At 44.2% G+C, this 23,011-nt stretch carries 22 protein-coding genes, 1 other RNA gene and 1 pseudogene; 19 read left to right on the forward strand and 5 right to left on the reverse strand.

Annotated features, from left to right (window positions below; translation table 11 throughout):
• Nucleotides 1-76: 76 nt before the first annotated feature.
• Together cysS and V7051_RS05095 are read left to right on the forward strand one after the other, a co-directional pair.
• Nucleotides 77-1,462, forward strand: coding sequence for a cysteine--tRNA ligase (cysS, locus tag V7051_RS05090; RefSeq protein ID WP_333873598.1), 1,386 nt, complete (start codon nucleotides 77-79; stop codon nucleotides 1,460-1,462).
• Nucleotides 1,463-1,532: 70 nt separating this feature from the next.
• On the forward strand, nucleotides 1,533-2,225 hold the full coding sequence (locus tag V7051_RS05095; RefSeq protein ID WP_333873599.1) for a DUF2959 domain-containing protein: 693 nt from the start codon (nucleotides 1,533-1,535) through the stop codon (nucleotides 2,223-2,225).
• Nucleotides 2,226-2,228: 3 nt separating this feature from the next.
• On the opposite strand, the gene V7051_RS05100 is transcribed toward V7051_RS05095, so the two are convergent.
• Nucleotides 2,229-2,654, reverse strand: a complete 426-nt coding sequence (locus V7051_RS05100) for a hypothetical protein (protein ID WP_333873600.1) — start codon at nucleotides 2,652-2,654, stop codon at nucleotides 2,229-2,231.
• 129 nt (nucleotides 2,655-2,783) lie between these two features.
• On the opposite strand from V7051_RS05100, the gene V7051_RS05105 reads away from it, so the two are divergent.
• From V7051_RS05105 to V7051_RS05125, 5 genes are all read left to right on the forward strand, one after another.
• A complete protein-coding gene (locus V7051_RS05105; protein ID WP_333873601.1) occupies nucleotides 2,784-4,592 on the forward strand; it encodes a GTPase domain-containing protein in 1,809 nt (602 codons plus the stop codon).
• A complete protein-coding gene (locus tag V7051_RS05110; RefSeq protein ID WP_333873602.1) occupies nucleotides 4,573-6,189 on the forward strand; it encodes a GTPase in 1,617 nt (538 codons plus the stop codon). The genes V7051_RS05105 and V7051_RS05110 overlap by 20 nt, the downstream gene beginning before the upstream one ends.
• 161 nt (nucleotides 6,190-6,350) lie before the next feature.
• Nucleotides 6,351-6,742, forward strand: a transfer-messenger RNA (tmRNA) gene (ssrA, locus tag V7051_RS05115).
• Between the two features lie 200 nt (nucleotides 6,743-6,942).
• The gene (locus tag V7051_RS05120) at nucleotides 6,943-7,173 is read left to right on the forward strand and encodes an addiction module protein (RefSeq protein WP_333873603.1); all 231 of its coding nucleotides are present in this window, start codon (nucleotides 6,943-6,945) and stop codon (nucleotides 7,171-7,173) included.
• Nucleotides 7,163-7,456 (forward strand): type II toxin-antitoxin system RelE/ParE family toxin, encoded by a 294-nt coding sequence (locus tag V7051_RS05125; protein WP_333873604.1) that lies wholly within the window; start codon nucleotides 7,163-7,165, stop codon nucleotides 7,454-7,456. Before V7051_RS05120 ends, V7051_RS05125 begins: the two co-directional genes overlap by 11 nt.
• Nucleotides 7,457-7,528: 72 nt before the next feature.
• On the opposite strand, the gene V7051_RS05130 is transcribed toward V7051_RS05125, so the two are convergent.
• Together V7051_RS05130 and V7051_RS24605 are read right to left on the reverse strand one after the other, a co-directional pair.
• A complete protein-coding gene (locus tag V7051_RS05130) occupies nucleotides 7,529-7,813 on the reverse strand; it encodes a BrnA antitoxin family protein (protein WP_333873605.1) in 285 nt (94 codons plus the stop codon).
• Nucleotides 7,782-7,973, reverse strand: a pseudogene (locus V7051_RS24605) (BrnT family toxin); the annotation flags it as partial. The pseudogene V7051_RS24605 and the gene V7051_RS05130, both read right to left, overlap by 32 nt.
• Nucleotides 7,974-8,717: 744 nt before the next feature.
• Between V7051_RS24605 and V7051_RS05135 the strand changes: the two are divergent.
• The 4 genes from V7051_RS05135 to V7051_RS05150 all read left to right on the forward strand — a co-directional run bounded on the left by V7051_RS05135 (nucleotide 8,718) and on the right by V7051_RS05150 (nucleotide 11,391).
• Nucleotides 8,718-9,458: an SIR2 family protein gene (locus V7051_RS05135; RefSeq protein ID WP_333873606.1), complete on the forward strand. Its 741-nt coding sequence runs from the start codon at nucleotides 8,718-8,720 to the stop codon at nucleotides 9,456-9,458.
• A 2-nt stretch (nucleotides 9,459-9,460) separates the two neighbouring features.
• The gene (locus tag V7051_RS05140; protein ID WP_333873607.1) at nucleotides 9,461-10,504 is read left to right on the forward strand and encodes a DUF262 domain-containing protein; all 1,044 of its coding nucleotides are present in this window, start codon (nucleotides 9,461-9,463) and stop codon (nucleotides 10,502-10,504) included.
• A gap of 361 nt (nucleotides 10,505-10,865) precedes the next feature.
• On the forward strand, nucleotides 10,866-11,144 hold the full coding sequence (locus tag V7051_RS05145) for a BrnT family toxin (RefSeq protein ID WP_333873608.1): 279 nt from the start codon (nucleotides 10,866-10,868) through the stop codon (nucleotides 11,142-11,144).
• Nucleotides 11,119-11,391 carry a BrnA antitoxin family protein gene (locus V7051_RS05150; RefSeq protein WP_333873609.1) on the forward strand — a complete coding sequence of 91 codons (273 nt, stop codon included), beginning with the start codon at nucleotides 11,119-11,121 and terminating at the stop codon, nucleotides 11,389-11,391. Before V7051_RS05145 ends, V7051_RS05150 begins: the two co-directional genes overlap by 26 nt.
• Nucleotides 11,392-11,563: 172 nt before the next feature.
• On the opposite strand, the gene V7051_RS05155 is transcribed toward V7051_RS05150, so the two are convergent.
• Complete coding sequence (locus V7051_RS05155; protein ID WP_333873610.1) at nucleotides 11,564-12,232, reverse strand: hypothetical protein; 669 nt, start codon at nucleotides 12,230-12,232, stop codon at nucleotides 11,564-11,566.
• Nucleotides 12,233-12,480: 248 nt separating this feature from the next.
• On the opposite strand from V7051_RS05155, the gene V7051_RS05160 reads away from it, so the two are divergent.
• Together V7051_RS05160 and V7051_RS05165 are read left to right on the forward strand one after the other, a co-directional pair.
• On the forward strand, nucleotides 12,481-13,128 hold the full coding sequence (locus tag V7051_RS05160) for a DUF2459 domain-containing protein (RefSeq protein ID WP_333873611.1): 648 nt from the start codon (nucleotides 12,481-12,483) through the stop codon (nucleotides 13,126-13,128).
• Between the two features lie 694 nt (nucleotides 13,129-13,822).
• Complete coding sequence (locus V7051_RS05165) at nucleotides 13,823-14,212, forward strand: glycine zipper family protein (protein ID WP_333873612.1); 390 nt, start codon at nucleotides 13,823-13,825, stop codon at nucleotides 14,210-14,212.
• Nucleotides 14,213-14,700: 488 nt separating this feature from the next.
• Here the strand turns inward: V7051_RS05165 and smbP are convergent, their stop codons facing one another.
• Nucleotides 14,701-15,030, reverse strand: coding sequence for a small metal-binding protein SmbP (gene smbP / locus V7051_RS05170; RefSeq protein ID WP_333873613.1), 330 nt, complete (start codon nucleotides 15,028-15,030; stop codon nucleotides 14,701-14,703).
• Between the two features lie 747 nt (nucleotides 15,031-15,777).
• Between smbP and V7051_RS05175 the strand changes: the two genes are divergently transcribed.
• The 6 genes from V7051_RS05175 to V7051_RS05200 all read left to right on the forward strand — a co-directional run bounded on the left by V7051_RS05175 (nucleotide 15,778) and on the right by V7051_RS05200 (nucleotide 22,941).
• Nucleotides 15,778-16,398 carry a 3'-5' exonuclease gene (locus tag V7051_RS05175; protein WP_333873614.1) on the forward strand — a complete coding sequence of 207 codons (621 nt, stop codon included), beginning with the start codon at nucleotides 15,778-15,780 and terminating at the stop codon, nucleotides 16,396-16,398.
• An 893-nt stretch (nucleotides 16,399-17,291) separates the two neighbouring features.
• Nucleotides 17,292-17,492 carry a hypothetical protein gene (locus tag V7051_RS05180; RefSeq protein WP_333873615.1) on the forward strand — a complete coding sequence of 67 codons (201 nt, stop codon included), beginning with the start codon at nucleotides 17,292-17,294 and terminating at the stop codon, nucleotides 17,490-17,492.
• A 901-nt stretch (nucleotides 17,493-18,393) separates the two neighbouring features.
• Nucleotides 18,394-18,894: an SRPBCC family protein gene (locus tag V7051_RS05185; RefSeq protein WP_333873616.1), complete on the forward strand. Its 501-nt coding sequence runs from the start codon at nucleotides 18,394-18,396 to the stop codon at nucleotides 18,892-18,894.
• 199 nt (nucleotides 18,895-19,093) lie between these two features.
• Nucleotides 19,094-20,134 carry a chemotaxis protein CheB gene (locus tag V7051_RS05190; protein ID WP_333873617.1) on the forward strand — a complete coding sequence of 347 codons (1,041 nt, stop codon included), beginning with the start codon at nucleotides 19,094-19,096 and terminating at the stop codon, nucleotides 20,132-20,134.
• Nucleotides 20,135-20,451: 317 nt separating this feature from the next.
• On the forward strand, nucleotides 20,452-20,922 hold the full coding sequence (locus V7051_RS05195) for a putative lipoprotein (RefSeq protein ID WP_333873618.1): 471 nt from the start codon (nucleotides 20,452-20,454) through the stop codon (nucleotides 20,920-20,922).
• Between the two features lie 51 nt (nucleotides 20,923-20,973).
• Nucleotides 20,974-22,941 carry a hypothetical protein gene (locus V7051_RS05200; RefSeq protein ID WP_333873619.1) on the forward strand — a complete coding sequence of 656 codons (1,968 nt, stop codon included), beginning with the start codon at nucleotides 20,974-20,976 and terminating at the stop codon, nucleotides 22,939-22,941.
• Nucleotides 22,942-23,011 lie beyond the last annotated feature (70 nt).

The following is a 23,011-nucleotide window of genomic DNA, read 5'->3' on the forward strand; positions in this document are numbered from 1 at the left end:
AGATTGTGTCGTTTTGTTTAACCTGCCTTGACTGAGCGGTAATGAAAAATATTGCCTAACTGAATTATTTAATGAAATGTTGAAAATATATAACACTCTGACCCGGAAAAAAGAACAGTTTCAGCCGCGCGTAGCGGGTAAAGTCGGCATGTATGTCTGCGGCATGACGGTTTACGATTACTGTCATATCGGACATGCGCGGGTTATGGTGGTGTTTGATACAGTTGCGCGTTATTTTCGCTATCAAGGTTATCAACTGACCTATGTGCGTAACATTACCGATATTGACGACAAAATCATTCAGCGGGCCATCGAGAACGGCGAAGACTACAATAAATTGACTGAGCGATTTATTGACGCAATGCACGAAGATGAGCGGGCGCTGTCCGTTTTGCCGCCCGACCTTGAACCAAGGGCAACGCAATCAATCGACGACATAATTGCGATGATTAAAACCTTGGTGGACAACGACCTTGCTTATGTCGGCAGCAATGGCGATGTATTTTATGCAGTAACAAAATTTAAAGATTACGGCCGGTTATCGGGTAAGAACCTGGACGATTTGCAAGCCGGTGAGCGGGTTGATGTCGATCTGGCTAAGCGCAATCCGATGGATTTTGTATTATGGAAGATGGCTAAAACCAATGAACCGGCTTGGGATTCGCCGTGGGGATTGGGCCGTCCCGGCTGGCATATCGAGTGTTCGGCGATGTCTACCTGCTGCTTGGGTAATCATTTCGACATCCATGGCGGCGGCATGGATTTACAGTTTCCGCATCATGAAAATGAAATTGCCCAGTCGGAAGGCGCGACCGGCGAGAAATTTGTCAACCTGTGGATGCACAACGGCTTTGTGCGCGTTGACGATGAGAAAATGTCCAAGTCGTTGGGTAATTTTTTCACCGTGCGCGAAGTATTGAACCAGTATCAACCGGAGATCATCCGTTTTTTCATTCTTTCCAGTCATTATCGTAGTCCGTTGAATTATTCCGATGAACAACTTAATGACGCCAAAGCGGCTTTAACACGACTGTATACCGCTTTGCGCGGGGTTAAAGCTCTAGCTGATTCGGTGCTCGAAGAAGCTTATAAAACCCGTTTTGAACAGGCGATGGATGATGATTTTAATACGCCTGTTGCATTGTCGGTATTATTTGATTTAGCCAGAGACCTGAATAAAGCTAAAGAAACTGATCAGCAGAAAGCTTGCATATTGGCGGCTACCCTGAAATATCTAAGCGGCTTGTTGGGCATATTGCAGGATAATCCTGATGCTTTCCTTAAAGGTAGCGGAGATAAGGTGCAGGGAGAAGAACAAATTGAACAGCAAATACAAGCTCGGATTGCTGCAAAAAAAGCCAAAGACTGGGCTTTGGCCGATAAAATCCGTAACGACTTAAAAGAGCAGGGCGTGATTCTGGAAGATTCACCCGACGGGACAACCAGCTGGCGGCGCGAGTAATAAGCCGTAGGGCGCGCCGCGCGCGCCTTAGCTCCACAGGAAAACGAAATAAAAACACACTAAGATTCTAATGGCCGATCATAACAAACCGCCATCCAACGATTTGGCAAAAAAATCGTTAAATATAATCAGTAACTTCCTCTCAAAAAAAATCCGCACCGTTTATTACAGCGCCAGGGAATCCATTGGAGAACATAAACGCGATATAGTCGTTTCTCATGTTGAACAGGCCTGCATAGGTTTGCAGGAAACCAGGAATGAGTTCGAAGATGCGCTGGAACGGTTTAAGACGCTGGTCTGCGTTAATGAAACGGCGCTGGATCATAAATATAACCTGCTCAACAGGCAATACCAGTTTTGCTGCGCTAAATCCGATGCGGTAAGCGACAGGATCAGGGCGATTGAACAGGTCAGCGACGCGCTGTTTGTAGAATGGGAAAACGAACTTAATGAATACACTAACCGTAACTTGCGAGCTCATAGTAAGCAGCAGTTAAAAGTAGCCCGACAAAATTATGTCCGCTTGATCAGGTCCATGCAAAAAGCCGAGTCCAAAATTCAGCCGGTATTGGCGGCATTTAAAGATCAGGTTTTATATCTTAAGCATAACCTCAATGCTCAGGCTATCGCGGCGTTAAGGCATGAATTTATTGAGATAGGTATTGATATTTCGCAGCTTATCCGTGCGATGGAACAAACAATCGCTGAGGCAAGTCAATTTGTTGCGGTATTAACCGAACAAAAAGCCTTGCCCAGCCGGTGATTATTAGAGCTTGTACAAAACGTCGTTGGCTTTGTCTTTAGGTTCTTCTTTTGGACCTTTACGGTTATCTTGATCGATTCTTTCTTTGCCGAATTTGGCGATCATATCGTCCCAGCTTGTATATTTTTCATAGCCTGCAAAGCCGCTATTTTTTCGTTGCTGGTAAAGTTCTTTGCCCATTGCAATGATTTCTTCAGGTTTTTTACCGTCAACCGCGTTAAGAAATTCTTTTTCATTTTTAATGGAATCGCGAAGTGTCCAAAAAGAGACTTCAAATTCAATACGAGCATCGGGAGATAAACGGTTTTTTAGCGCCTTAACTGATCGAAAGGCAGTGCGGGTATTATGACCGTTAATTTGTTGCCCCTTGCTACAGGCAATTAAAGATGTGCAGCAGAGAATGAGCAGAAGAATAGGTAGTTTCTTCATAAAGATAACCTCAGGTTTAAGTAGGGACGCATGTCATGCTATTTACATGGTTTGCAATAGTTATTATATAACGCAGGATCGTCAAACGAAGTAAAATAGTCAGTCATTATAATCCTGAGCTGGCTTTTCATGCTGGAATTTATCCAATTATTAAAACAACGTTACCAGGCGGTTTTGGCTCAACAGGGCAATGAGTCTGTCATAACAAGCTATCAACAGCGGATAGATCAGCTGATTTTCGCGGAAGCTTTCATACGTAAGGGCCAGTTGATCGATGCAGCGCAGCAACCGATATTGCATATGGCTGTGGTGGGACCGACCCAGGCCGGAAAAAGTTCGCTGGTCAACGTATTATTAAACAGTAACGCCGCCGGAGTCAGTCCGTTGGCGGGTTACACTATTCATCCCCAAGGGTTTTGCAATGGCGTCAGCATTGCTGATTGCAACGGTCTGCAACGTTATTTCGGACGCTTCCAACAGTTGCAACAAACACAACTAAGCAAAGATCGGCATGATTGCTATTCGCTGACCGAAAACACCGCGGATTCAAAGCTCTTGCCGCATGGCGTTTTATGGGACACACCCGATTTCGATTCGATAGATTCAGCCACTTACCGCGAAGGCGTCATTCGGGCGATTGCGTTGGCGGATATAGTGATCCTGGTGGTCAGTAAGGAAAAATATGCCGATCAATCAGTCTGGGACATCATGACCGCTCTTGAAGAACTACACCAGCCGACCATTATTTGCCTGAATAAACTGGTTGAAGGTTCCGAATCAGTCATTATTAATTCATTAAAAGAAAAATGGCTCCAAGCCAGGACCGACGAATTTCCCGAGGTCGTTTCACTACATTACCAAAAACTCGGCGGTCTGCCGGTGTGGCCGGAGTTCAGGCAACAGTTGCTTAAGCAATTGGCAAATAAAGTACGTTTAGACAAATTCGCCGGGAGCGAATTTGCACGCGAAGCGCCCAAAGGGGGCCGGGCAGGGACAGCCCGGCATGACAAACACGAACGTTTCGAACAAGAGCTATTGAAACGGCACTGGCAAACCTGGCTGGAACCGGTTTTTGCCGAACATCAGGCGTTAAATGATTGGAATGAATTAGTCGATCTAATGATCAAACAGGCGATGGAAAATTATCAACGCGATTATCTGGATCATCCGCATCATTATGAAACCTTTCAGCTGGCTATGGCGGAGTTGCTGAACTTGCTGGAAGTTCCCGGATTAGCCCGTATTTTGGCCGGCACCCGCAAAATTTTGACTTGGCCGGTCAGACAGGTTATGAAACTGGGCCGCAAAAGCTTGCATATTCCGGACAGCAGCTACGAAATAGCCTTGTTAAATCAAATAGCCGAACATGGGTTGATTCAATTGGCCGACAAGCTGCTGGATAAGGCCGACCAAAGTCAGCAGGGCCAGTGGTGGAGACAGGTCAACAGCATGTTGCGCAATCAGCGACAGGATGTGTTACAGGATTTTGGCCAGGCGGCAAAAAATTATCATGTCTCTTTTCAGCAGGATGTGGAAAGCGCCGCACATCGTTTATATCATAAGCTACAAGAACAGCCGATGGTCTTAAACAGTTTGCGAGCCACCAGGGCGAGCGCCGACGCTACCGTTATTGCCGTGACCTTTTATATGGGCGGCATAGGCTTGCATGATTTGGTCATTGCCCCGGCGATGCTGACGGTGACTTCGTTGTTAGCTGAAAGTGCAGTAGGCGGCTATATGCAGAAAGTGGAAGCCGAATTAAAACAAAATCAATTCAATACCGTAAAACAGACGTTATTTATCGACAGTCTGCGCAAGAAGTTGTTGCAACTGCCCGAGCAATTATCGATGACAAATCATTTTAATATATCCCCTGACCAGCTGCGTGCGGCAGAGCTTCAACTGACAGAAAAGCGCCATGGCTTACGACTACTCTAGTTTGGTACAAACAACAAAATGCTGGGCCGAGCAAGCACTGGCAGCGGGCTGGATTGATGCAGACGCTGCGCAACAGTTAAGCGACATTGATACCCGAACGCCCGATACGCTTTTTAACCATAACGGCTCACGACCACTGATTGTGGCATTCATGGGCGGCACCGGCGTGGGCAAGAGCTCCTTGCTCAACCGCTTGGCAGGCAAAGCCATCGCCAGAGCCGGAGTCGAGCGTCCCACTTCGCGGGAAGTTACCTTATATCATCACCATAGCGTCTCGATAAAGCATCTGCCTGAGCAACTGCCGCTGGCGCAAATCAAAATTGCCGAGCATGACAACGAGTCGAGGAAAAGTGTCATCTGGATCGATATGCCCGATTTCGACAGCACCGAACAAAGCAACAAGCATCAGGTGCTGGAATGGCTGCCGCATATCGATGTATTGATTTATGTGGTCAGTCCCGAACGCTATCGGGACGAAAAAGCATGGCGTTTGCTGCTTTCAGAAGGCGGCAGGCATGCCTGGCTGTTTGTCCTGAATCAGTGGGACAGAGGCCAGACCGAGCAGTATGAAGATTTTAAACGGCAACTGCATAAAGCCGCTTTTACCGACCCGGTCATATTCAAAACCGTGTGCGGCGAAAGTCTGCAAGCCGATGAGTTTGCGGCATTGGAATCGACTATCAGCTCGTTGGCGACCGGGCATATCGTCGCGCAACTTGAACAAAGAAGCTCCCGGATTAAAAAAGACGAGTTAAAGCAAAACCTGCAACATATCAGCCGACTATTGGGCTCCCGTTCGGCTCTTCAGCAATTACCGGCACTGTGGCAGGATCAATGGCAGCGTACAACGCAAATGTTGCAACAGGGTTTTGCATGGCCGATCCAGCAATTGGCGCGACACTATGCAGATCACGCGGCGGATTTATTAAGCAATCCGGCCGCGTCCAGATACGTAACAACCGGCGCTAAATTCAATTTATGGGATGACTGGGCCGCGGCACGCTTTGACGATGCGCTGGATGAATTTGTCAGCAATGCCGACCAGCATAGCGTTCCGGTTAGCCCGCTTAAAAAACAGTTGTCCCCAGTACGCGAAAAAGCGCCCAAAATCATCCAGGCGCAAAGCGAACTGGCCGCCCGACACGCACTGGCAAACCCCGGCAATGCCTTGCATCGCGGTTTTTTAAAGTTTATGCGCCTATGCGAAATCATCCTGCCGCTTGCTGCCATTTGCTGGGTCGGCTATCAGGTTTTTATCGGCTATTACACCAGCAATATGACGGATGTAGATTATTTGGGCGTCGATTTCGCGATACATAGCAGCCTGTTAATTGCCATTACTTGGCTGACTCCGTTTTTTATATTGAAAAAATTAAAGCCGTCGTTGGAAAAAAGCGCATTAGGCGGGCTAAACAAGGGAGTGAACAACGCCATTAATATGATAGATGGCGAAGTGTTGTTGGCGATAGAAAACATCGGCAATCAACATGCCGAGCAGATCAATCAGCTGGACAGAATTATTGAGTTTTGCAGTGTTGCCGACCGACAACCAGCAATAGACAGCAACAGCCCCTTGGCTCGAATGCTGATTGAGTGATCGTTACCTTAGGTTTTAACCGCATTTTGATAATCGCATCCTTAAGAAGGATAGATTTAAATTTCTGAAAACAACCGATGATCACCCTAAAAGCCGCATGAATACTGGCCTAAAAAAATAATTGTACAATTTTTGGTCAATTCGTTTAATATACACATCACGGGGGCGACATGGCTTCGACGTGGGTAGCGAAACCTTAAGCGCATGCCGAGGACAGTACACCTCGTAAAATCTACTGAAACTAAAGTATTCGCAAATGACGAAAACTACTCAATGGCTATAGCTGCTTAATAACAGCACCATTCCTCTGACCATCTGTGCTTATGCGGGTGGAGTTTTTAGTACCTTTTAGGTATGAGAGGCGCTCAGAGGTCATCTACATAAGATCGCGCTGAAATCTGTCCGGTGTGGATGCGCTAAAACCTTACGGAATCGCTGGTGATTTTCTTGGCCCGACGGGTAGTCACTAGCTAAATCAAAAGAGCGGGATAAGCATGTAGACCTTGTGGCGGAGTACTTGCGGACGGGGGTTCAATTCCCCCCGCCTCCACCAAATTATTAAACCGATAGATAGAAACCCGCAAGCCGGAAGGCTTAGCGGGTTTTTTATTGCCCAATAAAATGCAAATGGATAAAGCTCTTCCTTTACCGAATGTTCAAATGTTGAACAACGAAAAGATTTTGCCCAACCATACCCGGCTATGGCAAACTGCCTCTATACACCAGTTTTAAACGATATTTTGGGGCTATTTTATGAATATTGAGCAGATTGCTAGTGAAGTTTTAAAGTTAAGCCCGCATGACAGGGCGATGCTTGCCGAGACTTTATGGGAAAGCCTTGAAACCCCGTATCTTGTAGTGCCGGAGCTTTCAGACGATGAGGCGATCGTATTAGCAAAACGGCGTGATAGCGAGATTGAAAACGGTGAAGTAGAGCCCTTATCGCATACGCAGCTAATGGCAAGACTACGAAATGCGGGTTGAATATCATCCAGCCATTGAGCAGGAATTACGCGACATTATCGACTACTATAATCAGTGCTCGCAAAGTTTAGGGATTGAGTTTCTGAACGAGTTTGAGCGCCAAATATTTAAGATAGCGGCATTGCCAACCCAATGGCAAATTGTTGAAAGTGATATACGTCGAGCGTTGATGAAACGCTTTCCTTACGTTATTTATTTTCGGGTTTTGGCAAATGATGTGCTTCGGGTAACGGTGGTTAAGCACCAACGTAGACATCCTGATTATGGTTTAAGCAGGAAATAAAAGTCAGCCAAGCCTTTTAATATTTTCGTATTATTTTGGCGATTGCTCCGGATTAGTGGGTATTTGGCAACATCAAGCCCGATGCAATTCTTCCCGAATCACCTCTCGCAACGCCTCTTTTACGTTATCGCTCTCCAATGCCCGACGCAATGTGTCATTAATAAGCGTCTGGTATCCGCGCCCGCCTGCTTTAGCCTTGTATGCCTGAACCACTGCTTCATCCAGCATAATAGTGACGCGCTGTTTGCTTAAGTTCAGCCCCGGCAATACCTCGACCAATGGCCGCAGTTCGGAGAATTCGGCAGAGGTTAATTCCGGGCCGTCCTCATCCGGCTGGGTCAGCCAAGGGTGCGGCATCCACGGCCGCCCAGTCGATATCAGAGGGCTTGGTTTTCACCTCACGTCGATTCGCCTTTCTAAAAGAAATAATGTGGATACAGTCATCGGAGGGCGTACAAAATACTACTACCATTAACCGCCCGTCTATTGTGTTATAGCCGATAAAACGTCGCTCAGAATATTGTCTTGCGGGGGGCTTCTCGAACCAGCATTCCTCTGTTAAACATCAATCTTGCTGTCAACAGCGGCAACCCACATTCACGGATATTAGTTTCGTTTTTAATCGGGTTGCAGGTGAAGTCTATAGTTACAATTTACATATGAAAATATGCATTTGCAACCGATAGACTGCTTTAGATCAGTAGAGCCGTATGGCTTGGCGTTTTTTTATTGTCCACCATTTTTTTGATTTGTAGGGATATGCTCTCAATCGGTTTTGATATATTAAAGCTGTAAGGTGGATTCGCCGCTAGGCAATCCACCACACGACGACAGGTTATAATCGACGTTGCGAGAGTGGGGCGGTTTGCTGGCGAGAAACCACCCTAAGGAACTAATTTAATTTTGTAGACTTCATCCAAGTTTATGTAAAGGCTTCGGTTAAGGCAGCTTTAACAATAAACCGGTTTATTAACTATGAAAAGGGGATTTTAATAGAATGAAGGATCTATTCATCATACTGGGAAATGGTTTTTCAATTGATTTCTTGAATCATTTAAAAACCAATTTACCACAGGCGAGTGATATTTCACTGTCAAACTTGTTTGAAAATGGGGAGCTTGTTCCATGGCCAGGTGATAATTCCGCTGGCTTTCTTTCTTATAAACACTGTCCAAATTTATAGATATTAGGTGCTAGACCTAACTTAGATGCCACAAAAACTATAAACTTAATTGAAAATATTATTACTTGTGCCAATACATTGAACAAGCAATCAAGAGATGTAGATAGTATATATATTAGAGCCTATAAGGAACTGGTGACGTACTTAAAGGCGTTGTTTATCTATTACAATGACAAAATTAATGTTCCAAATATTGATCTATCCTCTTGGGGGTGGTGCAAATACTTAGTTGCTGCAACTCATAACCAAGAAATAGAAAAAATTCATATTGTGACTCTTAATTATGACGTATGGCTTGAGCGAGTTTTAAAAAAAAATGGTATTTCTTTTACCATATCGAATTTTGAACCAACAGATGAAAAAATTATTATATATAAACCTCATGGTTCAATAAGTTTCGCACATAATATATCTAAAGTTAAAGATGTATTCAAAGTTGATTATAATCAAGACATAATGGATGGTAAAATTAGTGAATTTGTTGTTAATTATGAGGAATTAACCGCACTAAACTCAATTAATGCAATGGTGCCTCCAGCAGGTGATTCAAATAGGTTAGACTTTGAATGGGCTAGTGAAATACGAAAGTCGATATTAAATGTCTCAAAAAATCTAAAAAGTTCCGATGAGCTTATTATTTGTGGAACTTCTTACTGGCATGTTGATAGATTGGAGATAGATAGTATATTAACTTCAATAAGCGCTGATATTTCAGATGTCAAAGTAGTAAACCCAAACTCCCCTGAAGTATTTAATGCTGTCATAACCACTCTATTTACAAATGTAAAATTTTTTAAAGATTCATCACCTCTGGCCTAATTATGATGATATTAAACAGAAATAGTAATAGTATAAATATTGCAACGTTTTGGGAAAATTACAACCTTAATAAATATGAATTTTCACCTGTTTATCAGCGTGAAGGTGACGTATGGAACGAAATAGAAAAGTCTTATTTAATCGATACTATTTTAAAAAACTTCCCAATGCCCCCTATATTTCTCCATCAACATATCGATAATGATACTGGAAAAACCGTATATGATGTCGTGGATGGAAAACAAAGGTTATCAGCCATAATTAGCTTTTTAAAAAATAAAATTTCTGTCCCAGAGAACTTTGCAGAAGATGGGTTTGGTGACGAAAAGCTAGGCGGTCTTTATTTTAGAGACTTTGATAATCCAGAATTATCTGAATGGAAAAAAGTTTTATGGAAGTATGAATTAACTATTGAATACATAGAGACTGATGAGGTTACAGTTGTAAATCATATATTTGATAGATTAAACAGAAATGGACAACCTTTAACAAATCAAGAATTAAGAAAAGCACAGTATGGGAATACATTATTTTACAAAACAATTTCAGAACTTTCAGAGTTACCAGTTTTTTCTAACATTGTGTCAAAATTGCAATCTAATAGGCTCGAGCATCATGAGTTTATAACGGAACTTCTATTCCTTGTATCTGAAGATAAAATACTTGCCGGTGATAAACCATTAGAGATAGATGAACTTTACAAAACTTATTCAGATTATAATCTCACAAAAATTACTAATATTAAGAATAACTTCCTTTCAGTAGCAAATATATTCGCGTTATTTAATTTACATTTTGATGAGTATAGATTTTATGGTGTTAGTCATATATACGGATTATGGGGACTTGCATGGAAATTATGGAAAGAAACACGTAATATTCCTGATATAGATATTAAAATAGAAGAATTTTATAGTTTATATAAACAGAAAGATAATAATGAATTTGTTAAAAATTATCGAGTCACAATGAGTGCCGGCACAAAAGGTGCAGCTAGAAGAAGTAACAGAATTGAATCCTTATACAGTTTTGTAACCAGCACGTAGGATGCGCTAAACAAAGTGAAGCGCATCGTTCGCGATTGATGCGCTTCGTGCCTCAGCACATCCTACGGCCCTTGACGCGCTAAATAAACGTATATACAGCGAGTAGGTTGGGCTGAGGTACGAAGCCCAACAATTACCAGCACCGATCTGTTGGGCTTCCTTGCGTAAGCCCAACCTACGCACTGATTTTTCTGTGCATTGGGCTTTATGCGTTTTTTCAAAATTTGCCATTTTTTGCAAGGGAGCGGATCGCCGAAGAGCTGGAACGTTTGCGTGTATGCCCGACTTCATCATCGCTTTAGGGTATATCCTCACAAAACAAAACATTAGCTTAAATATTTTTTTGTTACTACAATAAAATATGAAAATCGACTTTGACCCGGACAAAAACGCGAAGAATATCCTGGAACGCGGCTTGGGCTTTGAACGTGTGGCGGAGTTCGATTTTGAAACCGCTCTATTTACTATCGATAACCGGCGCGATTATGGCGAAACCCGCTATCGCGCTTTGGGATCTGTCGACCATCGCCTGCATGCCTTGGTATTCGTTGAAATTATCGGCGGCATTCGAGTGATTAGTTTTAGAAAAGCCAATAAACGCGAGGTACAGCATTATGAAAGCCAATCCAGAATCGATTGATAATGACAACCCGGAATGGTCCGAAGACGACGTTAAAAACGCCGTGCCGTTTTCAGCCTTGCCTGAATCGTTACAAACCACGCTACGAAGCTTAAAAGGACGTGGTAAACAACAGTCGCCCACTAAAGTATCCACTACAGTGCGTTTCGACCGCGATGTGTTGGACGCATTCCGCGCCACCGGCCACGGCTGGCAAAAACGTATGAATGACGCGCTGAAAGAGTGGCTTAAAGAACATGCCGCTTGATAAAGCAGTGCGTAGGTTGGGTTGAGGTACGAAGCCCAACAATTTGCGGCTCCGATATGTTGGGCTTTCTTGCGTCAGCACGGTAGGCTGGGTAGAGCATCGCGAAACCCAGATTTGATGCAAACCACGCTGGGTTTCATTGTATTCATCCACAGCCTAAGGCCCTTGTCAGTCAAAATGACTCATGCCTGAAATTTGAAGCTTGTCCTAGCTTAAAGCTCGCAGAAACAACCGCTTTTGCGAGCTTAGCGCTATTAACCGGATTACTCAAAAAATCGCCAAGTTGATTGTCATCAATACTGTCAATTACTCTAATCACTTCATCAGACTCTAGAATCTCCCGCGTCACCTTCACCGTTCCGCCTGTTTGGATGGAGAATTGATCAAAATCGACCAGATAACCGGCCAAGATCAAACCTCGAAAAGCGGTCTTAGCCATCTGGTAATCTATGAGGTTGTACTGAACCTTACTAAACATATCCACGATCTTAAGAGTATCCGTGCCATTCGTTTCTTCGACTTGATAAATTGCGTAGTGGGCGAAACGCATACGTCGAAGCAATTCAAGTTCAAAATCGTCTGCCTCTTTATGGAATAAGCGCAGGAATTTCTCGGCCATATTGAAGCCATGGGGGCGATAGCCGTAAGTAGCGTAATCGGCAAATAAATCCATTTCTTCTTCGTTAGCTATCACCAATGCTTTTTGGTGCCATATCCCAAGATGGCGGCCACAAGTTTTGATATCTTCTCTGCTAAGCTTTTTGAAAATCTTAGCATTCAGTAAAGTGCCTCGACGGCGAATCTCGGGGTAAGCGGCGGAGGTAAAAGTGATATCTGTCATATCGGTTGGTGGGTAACGTGTATCGTTAAAGTAACTTTGATCCGGCTACGACGGCTCTAAAGGAAAATCGTCGCTGAACTGATAAATGCAGGTCGATTATGGATTTGTATCAAGTGCATGCAATTATCGCATAACATAACAACCTGCGGTGCCATTGACAATGATAACTTACGAATGTCGGCTAAAAGTCCGTAGATTAGCTTTACTCATTTACGAACGAACCCTTATACCTAGTCAATAGGATGTGCATGATGAAGTGTTTATATTTTATGTTCATCACCCTTGCGGTTTCAGCATGCAGCTCTGTTGCCCGGCCTCTCTGCCCGCTCTCTATGACAGGCGATGTGGTGTATATTGTCGATCAAGGATGGCACGTTGAAATCGGTATTCCCGTTGAGGAGCTGGATGAGAATATGTTGTTCTACCGCAAAATTTTTCCCGGCGCTCGCGTGCTTATGTTTAGTTATGGCAAAAAGACGTTCTTCACTGCGCCAACCCACACCCTGAATGATTATTTGCTGGGTCCCTTTCCAGGTCCAGCAGCGATTCAGGTTGTGGGACTTAGTGTCACGCCGGTAGAGGCTTATCTTCCCGAAAATACCGTCACGCTTCTTTTGCCGCCGAATGGCAGTCAATCCCTGTCGGCTTATATCTGGAAAGATATCGTCAAGGACTCATCAGGAAAGCCGAAGATGCTTTCATACAGCCATGATCCCGCCGGATTGTTTTACGAGGCGCAGAGCGAATATAACTTGTTTCACACCTGCAATACTTGGGTAGCCGAAGCTTTACATGATTCAGGGCTTTCGGTGTCCAGTGACAACGTAATCATCTCGAATCAAGTAATGGCCCGTATTGCCGAAGCGGCTGTAGAACAGTGCAAAGTTTTACCGTGAGTCTATTCTGCGTGAGTCGGTTTTAGCATTAGACGGATCAATCATTGTGGAACTAGGCGGAACGATGACATTGACATCGTTTGGCCTCGATGAACCGCCATCACTACTGGAAATGCACGCGCTAAGAGCCGGCAAGGAAAGGATGAAAAAGATTGGAATGAATTTTCTGGGTTTCATTTTAAAACCTCCATTTTGTCTTGAATCTTAAATAATCTATACGTGATGAGATTTAACCCGGCTTCTATCACGGATCTCTCAATTCACATTTATTATCACCTTTCCTTGACTTTGCTTTTGGTTTGTTCGGCTCTGCCTTGGACTTGAGCTTTATTCAGTTAGAGCGAATTGTGGCATGATTGCCCGCTCTATTTGCTCGATTTTTTCCTGTTTTTATGCAGAACAGAGCGGGCTCAAGCTTCGCCGGTCAAATGAAAGCTGTAAGGTGGATTTGCCTTGAGGCAATCCACTACACATGACTACAAGCTGTCATCGGCGATGTGCATCTGTGGCGGTTTGCTACGCGGGAACTACGCACTGAAACTCTGTTAAGTCCCCATTCATTTCATACATGGATAATCTTAGCCAACCATAATTGCTTATAAAATAGAGCCAGTTGGCTTCAAGCACCCAGGGTCAAAGCTTATGAGAAAGTTTATTTTATTAATTCAAACGATTGCCTTTTTTGGGAAAAAACATGAAAAAAAATAGTTTATTAACACTGTTGGTGCTTTCTGCATTAGCCACTGGGTGCGCATCAATGAGTGGTTGGCGTCCGATTGTCGATCCGCGCATGGATCAACATCCGGAAACCGCTCAGCGCGACATGCTGGAGTGCAAGACACTGGCAGATCAAGCATCGGATATCACGAAAGAAGTCGGTATGGGCGCTGGTGTTGGCGCTGTTACTGGTGCAGCTGGCGGCGCAGCTGTTGGCGCTATAGCGGGTAGTGCTGCCACAGGTGCCGCGGGTGGCGCTATTTTGGCCATTCCCGCTGGTGTGTGGAAAGGTTATGAAGCCAACGAGGACTTTAAACGATCATTCAAAACCTGTATGCGTCAGCGCGGCCATACACTGGTCAACTAAAAGCAACCTTGAAAAATCGGCATTTTTGGCGAAGTAGTCGTTCCTGAAAAATCCGAAATGTCTATCCAGTGTTGATGTCGGGCATAAACAGCATGCCCGATTTACCGCTGTTGAGGCTGGCGAATATTTAATCTATGCGGTGGGCTATAGGGTACGGTATCTCAACGCTTAAGTGACAGACTCATTTTCCCCACGTTTTAAAATACTCGGCCATATCATCACATGCGAGATCCAATCTACGCGCTGTTATTTCAGAAAAGCTCTAAGGTGGATTCGCCGCTAGGCAAGCCACCACACTGCGGCAGGCTGTCATCGGCGTTATACGTATGTGGCGGTTTGCTACGGAACTGATGCCACCCGCTGGGGTTCATTATATTCAACCCGCCGCTGCAAAAAACAACAGGTTCGGGATAGCATTCTGTTAAATACAAAGAAGCCGGTATAAAACCGGCTTCCGTTAAATTCAATCTACCTCTATTAAATTTACTTTATGAATTAGCTCCCTGGATTTCGGTTATTGCCGCGTTAACATGTGTTTTAGCCTGATCTGCTTGACCCAAATTACCCGCATTAATAGCTTCTTCCAGATGGTTGGAAGCAGATTCCATGTGTTTTTGTGGAGCGCCTTTAAGTACTATAGCTGATGCCAGGCTATGTTCTAATGCAGCGCTTGCCTGCTTCACAATTTCTTTTGCATCGCTCGCTTTAGCCGCCGCATTCGCACGGTCAAGTGCGGCCTTTCCATGATTTTCAACTGCAAAAACGGCAGAGCTTGTTGCCAACAATAAACTTGAGCAAATCAGTGTTATTTTTTTCATTTTATTCACCATCAATAATCAAATTATCTAATACAGTTTCGTGTTTAGGAAAAACTAATTTTTCCCGGTGCCCATTTGGGGATGGCAATGATTTTTTTCAAGTGGCTTAAACTTAAACTGTTAAAATTTTTTTATCTATTTTGCTGACATGTAGATAACTGGCTGAATAAACTTCCGCTGACCGACGCAGGGAATCGGCAGCACAAGCTACGACCCTCAATTTTTATTAAGGCTGTAACGTGGATTCGCCGTTAGGCAATCCACCACATTACGACAGGCTGTCATCGGCGTTGTGCGTCTGTGGCGGTTTGCTACGCGAAACCGCCTTACGGGCTACGGGTTAAGTTATAATGAATTAAGAATTCGCTTCAAATCACAGCTTGATGTAAGCCATTAAGCGTAAGCACGAAATAGTGAGAAAAGATGAATAGTCAGCATGATGAGGATAACCCAAAAACAGAACGCTTTAATTTCAAAAGTAGTAGGGACTATTCACGTAAATTTAGAATTATATGTTCTAAATTGATGCTGGGTAAAACAGCACTGTTTGAGCATATGATTGATAAATTTTACGAAGCGACCAATCGGCCCCGCTAGTGTAGTCAGGTGATGTGGTAAATCAGGATTTGTATCTGGCTCTATCAGAAGCTAGGAAATCAGTATGACAGATATTAAGCAGCCAGTAGATCGAGCAACTGCGTTTTGTTGCCCGACAATTAAAACGACAAACTCAAGCGTCATAATGATATGAATGTCCATCAATTTTTGGAAAGGCCAACAAAAGAAGCCATTCGCGAACTGCCAAAGTTCGAAGGATTGCCGCTACAAAAAATTTGTTTAGTGCGTACAGCGGATGACTTATTTTTTGCGCACGATGAAATCTTCAAAGTGGGTCATGTCGGATTCGATACAGAGAGCAAGCCAAACTTCGTTGCCAATCAACCGACAACCGGCCCCCACCTTGTCCAAATCTCCACCCGGCAGTATGCGTTTCTGTTTACACTTGATTACTCGCCGGGCAATGAACTTCTCAGCGAGATTATCCGGTCGGATAAAATTGTAAAGGTAGGGTTTGGGCTCAAGTCGGACCGCGGCCCAATCTGCAATAAACTCGGCACTACGCTTGATCCGACCATAGAGCTATCCGCAGCGGTACGCCGTTTAGGTTACAAACAGCAAGTTGGCGTGCAAGCGGCGGTAGCGGTTGTGCTTGGTCAATACTTACAAAAATCCAAGAAACTAACAACCTCGAATTGGGCCGCTAAAACACTGTCCGATCGTCAACTGCTCTACGCAGCAGATGATGCCTATGCAAGCCTTTGCGTATACCATGAACTGGTTAGGATTGCGCTCCACGTGTTGGCTTAGGTCCAAAGCTGTCAGGCAATCCGCCATATCATGACAGGCTGTAATCTGCGTTATGCGTAGTGTTCTTCATACCTGTTGCACGGGCTTTTTATGTCTGCGATTTAATGAAACAGGGCTATATTAGGTATTCTTTTAGCATCTCAATAAACAGACAAGGGAGATAAAAATGATAGCGGCCTCTATCTTTGCCAGAATCAAATGTGCCCTGGTTCTTATTATCTTCTCGTTGATACCTATACTTCCCGTCACTGGTACGATAGGGTTGTTTATCGTGTTTTTTCGACCTATGTGGTTTAAGAGGCTTGTTGATAAGGTCTATGCCGATAAAGATGACGGCTAGCCCCTGCATGAATCAATTAAAGCGGTAACGTGGATTCGCCGTTACGGCGCATGGACAGGAAATGATCCAGTCATTTTTCTGCATTCCCAATATCCCTGTGGGTTATGCAGGAGCAATTACCGAGGCAATCGATCCTTGGCGAAGTGGTAATAGTTGTTAACTCAGTTCGCCCGGGCAGGCAACGATTCGGACTCGCGGGTGATACAAAATCTCCATCAAGTTGACCAGCCGACTTTACCGCATCTGACGCGGAGGATCATGGTCTTGACCGAATAGTCAGCAAAAGGCCGGTAAACTTTACGAATTGTTTACAGGTATATAAAAGCCGCCGATTTTTTGGGTTAGTCAATATAGGTATCACTACATATTGTGTGTTCAGTTCTGAATATGTATTGTTGAACTATGGACGGGGTGATGGATTAGCAATTTTTGACCTGATAATTTATGAACATTTTCGGCCAAGTTGCAGACCTGCATATCATTTTGTCCAGTCAAGCTCCCCCTTTGAGGAAAGGGAATAAAATATAATTAAATAAACTATGAGGATTTTAAAATGGCTGAACAAGTAGAAAAAGACTACACATGGTGGATCGCTGGTGTTGCTATTATTGCTGTTATTGTTTTAGTTGTGCTGCTGAAAAAGGACGAAACTAAGCATTTGCAAAGTGGTGCGGTAGAGCAGTTGCAAGCTGAAACCTTCAAGAATATAGAAAAGAGAAAAACCAGCAACGTCACTGGTGACGTAGGTAATTGAAATAACACCCCCGTTATGAAAATAACACCCTCGTTATTTTCATAACGGGGGTGTTATTACTTGAATGTTGATTCCCTTATTGGTAAGCGCCCGGCAAGAAGTTCGTTTACGCAGTTAGTGCTGCGCAAGCTAGTGATTTATTGGGCAGCAATTACCAGCGAACTTCAAGCGCTCTACTTAAGTATTTACTCAAGTTCCGCACTAAAGCCGATATAAAAATCTGCTATGTAGTTTAATACAAGGTCTATTGAACACGCATTTGCTAAACATTGCCGGAAGTACCTTTCATTTTTACCATGCCCAAGCTAGCTAATCTGTCTACTTGCAAGGTAACTACTCCATTTACCCGACTAACAAAAGATCGGATAACTACTTATCATCCCACAGTGCTTCCAGGTGGAGCCGAACTAACGGAATAGGGATGCCTTTCCTTTTTAAAATTCCGAAGTAATTCAATATGTATTGTCATAATAATTCCAGTTCCAAAGAGCTTTAGTACGCAGATGGGCCAATTCAAATTAAAATGCAAAAAAGAGAGGGGCATGAGATTGTTTTGCCCCCCTATGGCCAAAGTATCATCAATAGATGAATGGCATAGCTTAAGCGTTAATTTAGCATTTTGAGATATGTGCAAATACTTATATCGCCAGCTTTCGACAGTCTGGTCTGATCGGTTTTTGCCTGTCGCAAATCGTTCAGGCCGTGCCTCGATTTACACAATAAATTAATCGAATGATAAACCTCACAGTATAAGATACACTCCAGTATTGCCGATGTCGGGTATGGAAAACTCGGATGTGCATAAGTTAAATCAACTTGGCACAATGCGTAACTGACATTATCTATAGCATAGCGATAAAAATATTATCTTATAAATAATCCAACGGAATAACGGACTATCATGCAATATTCGTTAGTGACTCAGTGGCATCTGGATGCCCCTATAGAACGGGTCTGGGATGCTCTCATCGCATCTGAAGAATGGTCGAAATGGTGGCACTTCGTTAAAGAAGTCGTTGAAATCGAAAAAGGTGATGCGCACGGTCTGGGTTCGGTTCGACGGTTTACTTGGACGAGCAGACTTCCCTATCAGCTATGTTTTCAAGTCCAAGTTAAGGTGCTGGAAAAGCCCCATTGGATCGAAGGCATTGCGTCAGGCGACTTAAACGGTACTGGAAGTTGGAAGCTGGATGATTTGGGCGATTCAACTCGGGTGACTTATGTATGGCTTGTGTCTACGGAAAAAGCCTGGATGAATCTCCTGGCGCCAATTTTAGCCCCCGTTTTTACTTGGAATCACGATCAAGTCATGCAGGAAGGCGGAAAAGGCATGGCCCGTCATCTCGGCGTTTCACTACTGGATTTTCATGGATCCCGCAGTTGCCGCAGTGAGCGTATTTAGACTCAACAAGCCAAATTGGGATATTTATTTCCAGAAGCTTTTGAACTTAAATCTGTTTCTTAGCACAGTGTCTATGGAAAGTGGGCAAGATCAATTCTATTTGTAGGAAAAATCTGACTACTACGCGAAAATGCGAATTAATTTATGAATTTCATTATGTTATAACCCAACATAATCGCATTATTAGGGGTTTAAGATAATGGTAACAAGAGATGTAGTGGTTATCGGAGCGTCGGCAGGAGGTATAGAACCCTTAATCGAATTGGTCAAGTCTTTACCTGAAAATTTCCCTGCCTACATCTTTATTGTCGTTCATATACCTCCTGACTCGCCTAGCCGCCTTCCTCATATCTTTAATCGTTCAGGCGTATTAAATGCGGTACATCCAAATGATGGAGATGAGCTTGAACGAGGTAAAATTTATGTGGCGCCTCCAGATCATCACTTATTATTAGAAAAAGACCATGTAGTGGTTAGAAAAGGACCGAAAGAAAATCGCTTCCGCCCTTCTATTGATGCCTTATTCAGATCGGCAGCTTATGTATATGGCTCCAGGGTAATCGGAGTTGTATTATCCGGTATGTTAAATGACGGCACTTCAGGTTTATGGTCCATTAAAAGAATGAACGGCATCGCTATCATACAAGATCCGAATGATGCGGATCACGACAGTATGCCGGTCAATGTACTTGAGTATGTGAAAGTTGATTATACGGTTCATAAACAAGAAATCGGCCCTTTGTTAATTCAACTAGTGAAGGAAGAACCTCTAAAGGGATCCTTTATCGACAAGAATGAAATGAAACTATTGAAGATGGAGGTGATGATAGCCGTTGAAGACAACGCCTTTGAAAAAGGCATTTTAGAGATGGGAGAATTAACCACTTTTACTTGCCCCGAATGTCACGGCGCATTGATTAGACTGTTCGAAGGAAACCTAATTCGTTTCCGTTGCCACACAGGTCACGCCTATACTGCCAGTGCATTATTGTCCGGTATAACCGAGTCCGTTGAAGACGCTCTTTGGCAGGCCATGAGGGGAATGGAAGAAGCCACTTTATTATTGAATAAAATGGCAGAGCAATTTGTTAAAGACGGCCAGTCAACAGAGGGTGAAATATTTAAGAAAAAAGCGGATATTATGGCTGATAGAGCCAGAGTTATCCATGAATCTGTTTTTTCTCAAGAGCTTCTCAGTGAAGATATTCTGTCGAAAAACCTGAAAAATAATGGAAGATAATTTCATTCTTTCATCATTACTCCTCTAAATAATGGGAAAAACGTTAAATATTTGCCAGCATTATCAGAAAAGAGCGTCAAAATTTTCCACTATTTATTGGTGGCTTATTGTTCTAATAACACCTGCCGATCAAAATCTTGCCGGGAAGGCTGGGCGAGAACGTCGATTGGGGTTTTAGCGTTGACTAATGCCAGTACTTATACTCTAATCAATACGTTCCCAAAATTAAGTTTGGACTAAAGCGCCGCAATAAGATCAAGATTGAACGGGTGTTTGGCGAAAACTCACAAAACCACTGTTTTTAATAGAAGATAATTATGCATACCAATTCAAGACGCTTCAATCATAACTGTTTAAACGCGGCGATTATGATGTTTTCATGCATTATCGCCGGCTGTTCTTTCTCGGATAGCTCAAAAAGCATTTCCGATAGCGTCGAGAGTATTTCCGACAGTGTCGGGAGCTTATCCGATTCTATTACCAGCAGTCATTCTTCGCAGTCGAATAAAGATAAGAAATACGAAAATGAAGTGTCGGACTACACGATGGCTTATGTGAAATCTTCCCATGCCGATTACAATAGTTATTTTAAAGGCTTAAGCGATATTGCCGCTAAGACCGGCATCGTAAATTGGGACCAGGAGCCCAAAACCTACATAGCGATTGGTAAAGGCTTGAAGAAAGCCGGAATCGAAGGCGTCGCTTATGAAACCTATAAAAAGAATTTTGCAGGCTCCGATCAAGAGAATATGCAAAATATTCAAAAAGGTTACGAGTCAGAAAAATAACACCGTCGAAGGCTCTTCGATAATGAGTCTTCAAGTCCGGCCATCAGGGTCATGATGCGCTCGAGTCTGCATGCCCTCGGCAGATATGCGGTGATGGCTGCGTTGGTTTTTCTGCCTTCCGCCGTTACGGCCGCCAGTTTTAACTACCTGTATATCGAAGCCAGCGAAGGGAATTCGAGCGGGGGGCATACCGCCATACAGTTTGGCGATGACATTTATCATTATCAACATGTCGATTCCGGCTTGATTCGGCTGTTCCGGCAAGAAAAAACCGGATTCCATTTTTTATACCGCTACTTGCAGAATCGTCCGATGCATCTAAGCCGCATTGAGGTCAGCGAAGACACCTTCGATCTGCTTAAAGAGCAATTCAAATGGCAGTTTTTGAAGCAGGAAAAACAGTTCAAACTGCTCGACGATCTGCATAAAGAGCGGGTTTTTATCCGGCGCCTGTTGCAGAAATCAACCGCCGGTCAGGCCGGTATAGATGCCGATGCGGCTTCGGTTTTGCGTTTAAAAGGCGTCGGGCTTTTTTTTCCTGAACCGGGTCATCAGCCGCAACATGCAGACAGCCAATTAACCAAACAGCAATCGCTAAGCGTTCAAAGCCTGCGCCAGAAATTGGAGCAGCGCTATGGCCCGGACTTTTTTCAGCGCCGCCGCGCAACGGTCGATGCGCAAATCAAGGCGTTGGCGCCCAGCCAGTGGCCTGCCGTCAATTTGGATCCGGCCGGTGAGAAATTTCCCGCCTCGATCTATTCCTTTACGGAAAGATACTCGGATTCTCTGACCGCATTATTTGCGATTAAAGCCATAATAGATGCGTCGCCGTTGCAAGCCGATGCTCTGTTACGGCTGAATCAGCCCGACTTCAAGATTTCCGAAGCGGAAAGGCAGGTATTACGGGAGCTTCGCAATGACCTGGAAACCAGTTTTGTCAAAGCAGTCGATTCAAATAGGCCGGACTGGGGCTATGCCGTTTTAGTCAATATGGCCCGGTATATCGCGATCGACGCTTCATTGCAGTCCGGCCACTGGGTTTTTATCGACGATTTTGCCGAAAACAGCGAACGGCTGAGGCCGGACCAGTACCTTGAACATGGCGAACAGATACGGATGCTGATTAGCGACGCCCGGACGGGCCTGAATAAAATCCGGCTATCGGCAGCGTCACGCCAACGATTGAGCGAGTCGGAATACAGCCAAATCGAAATGGCGGCCAATCGTTATATCGAACTGCTGAACAGCGAACAGCGGCATGATTTTCGTTATAACGGTGAAAAAACCTTGCCTTCAAAGAGCATCGGTTTTCCGGAGAGTCCGCTTCCGAATCTGACACCGGAACAACTAACCGGGGTATTATCCGCCTTGGATATCATTGAAAACAGCTTGTTTGAAACACTGCAACAAAGCTATCGCTATGACTTGTTTAGCCATAATTGCGTCACAGAACTGTTCAGAACCATCAACCAGGCGTTGTTAGAACCCTATCTTCCCGGCGATAAAACCGGGGACCTGGAAGCTTTAACGATACAGGAGTCCGGAAAACGGTTGGGTGGTCATGTAGAGATACCCTATAACTTCATCCCATTTGTCGCCTACCAATCGGTTCTGGATCATTACCATGTGACGCAGAACTATGATTTGGATTCATACCGCGGTCTTGAACTGGCAAAGCTGGCCGCTGGTCAAAACGATCCGCTAACGGCACTGAGGGAGTCAAATATCATCAGCAGCCGTTTATACCGGTATAATCCCGATGACGCGTTGTTTGTATTTTTTACCGACGACAATGTGCCGCTTAGACCCGTGTTCGGTCTTGTCAACACCGCTGCCGCCATCGGTCAAAGCGTTTATGGTTTTTTCAGCTGGCCCTTGGATTCGGGGGATAATTTGAAATCGGGCGCAACCGGTATTTTGATGAGCCTGCCCGAATTGTTTTTTTTCAATATGCGCAAGGGCAGTTACAAGTATTTATCCTCCACGCAAGTGACTCAGACGGACTTGCCGGACGGTTGATGCAACTGTAGAAATCAACGAAGGAGTACAGGAAGCGTAACGTTAGTGGAGCGGCGTACGACGACCCCCG

This window comes from Methylobacter sp., from assembly GCF_036845245.1.
Lineage (GTDB): Bacteria > Pseudomonadota > Gammaproteobacteria > Methylococcales > Methylomonadaceae > Methylobacter_A.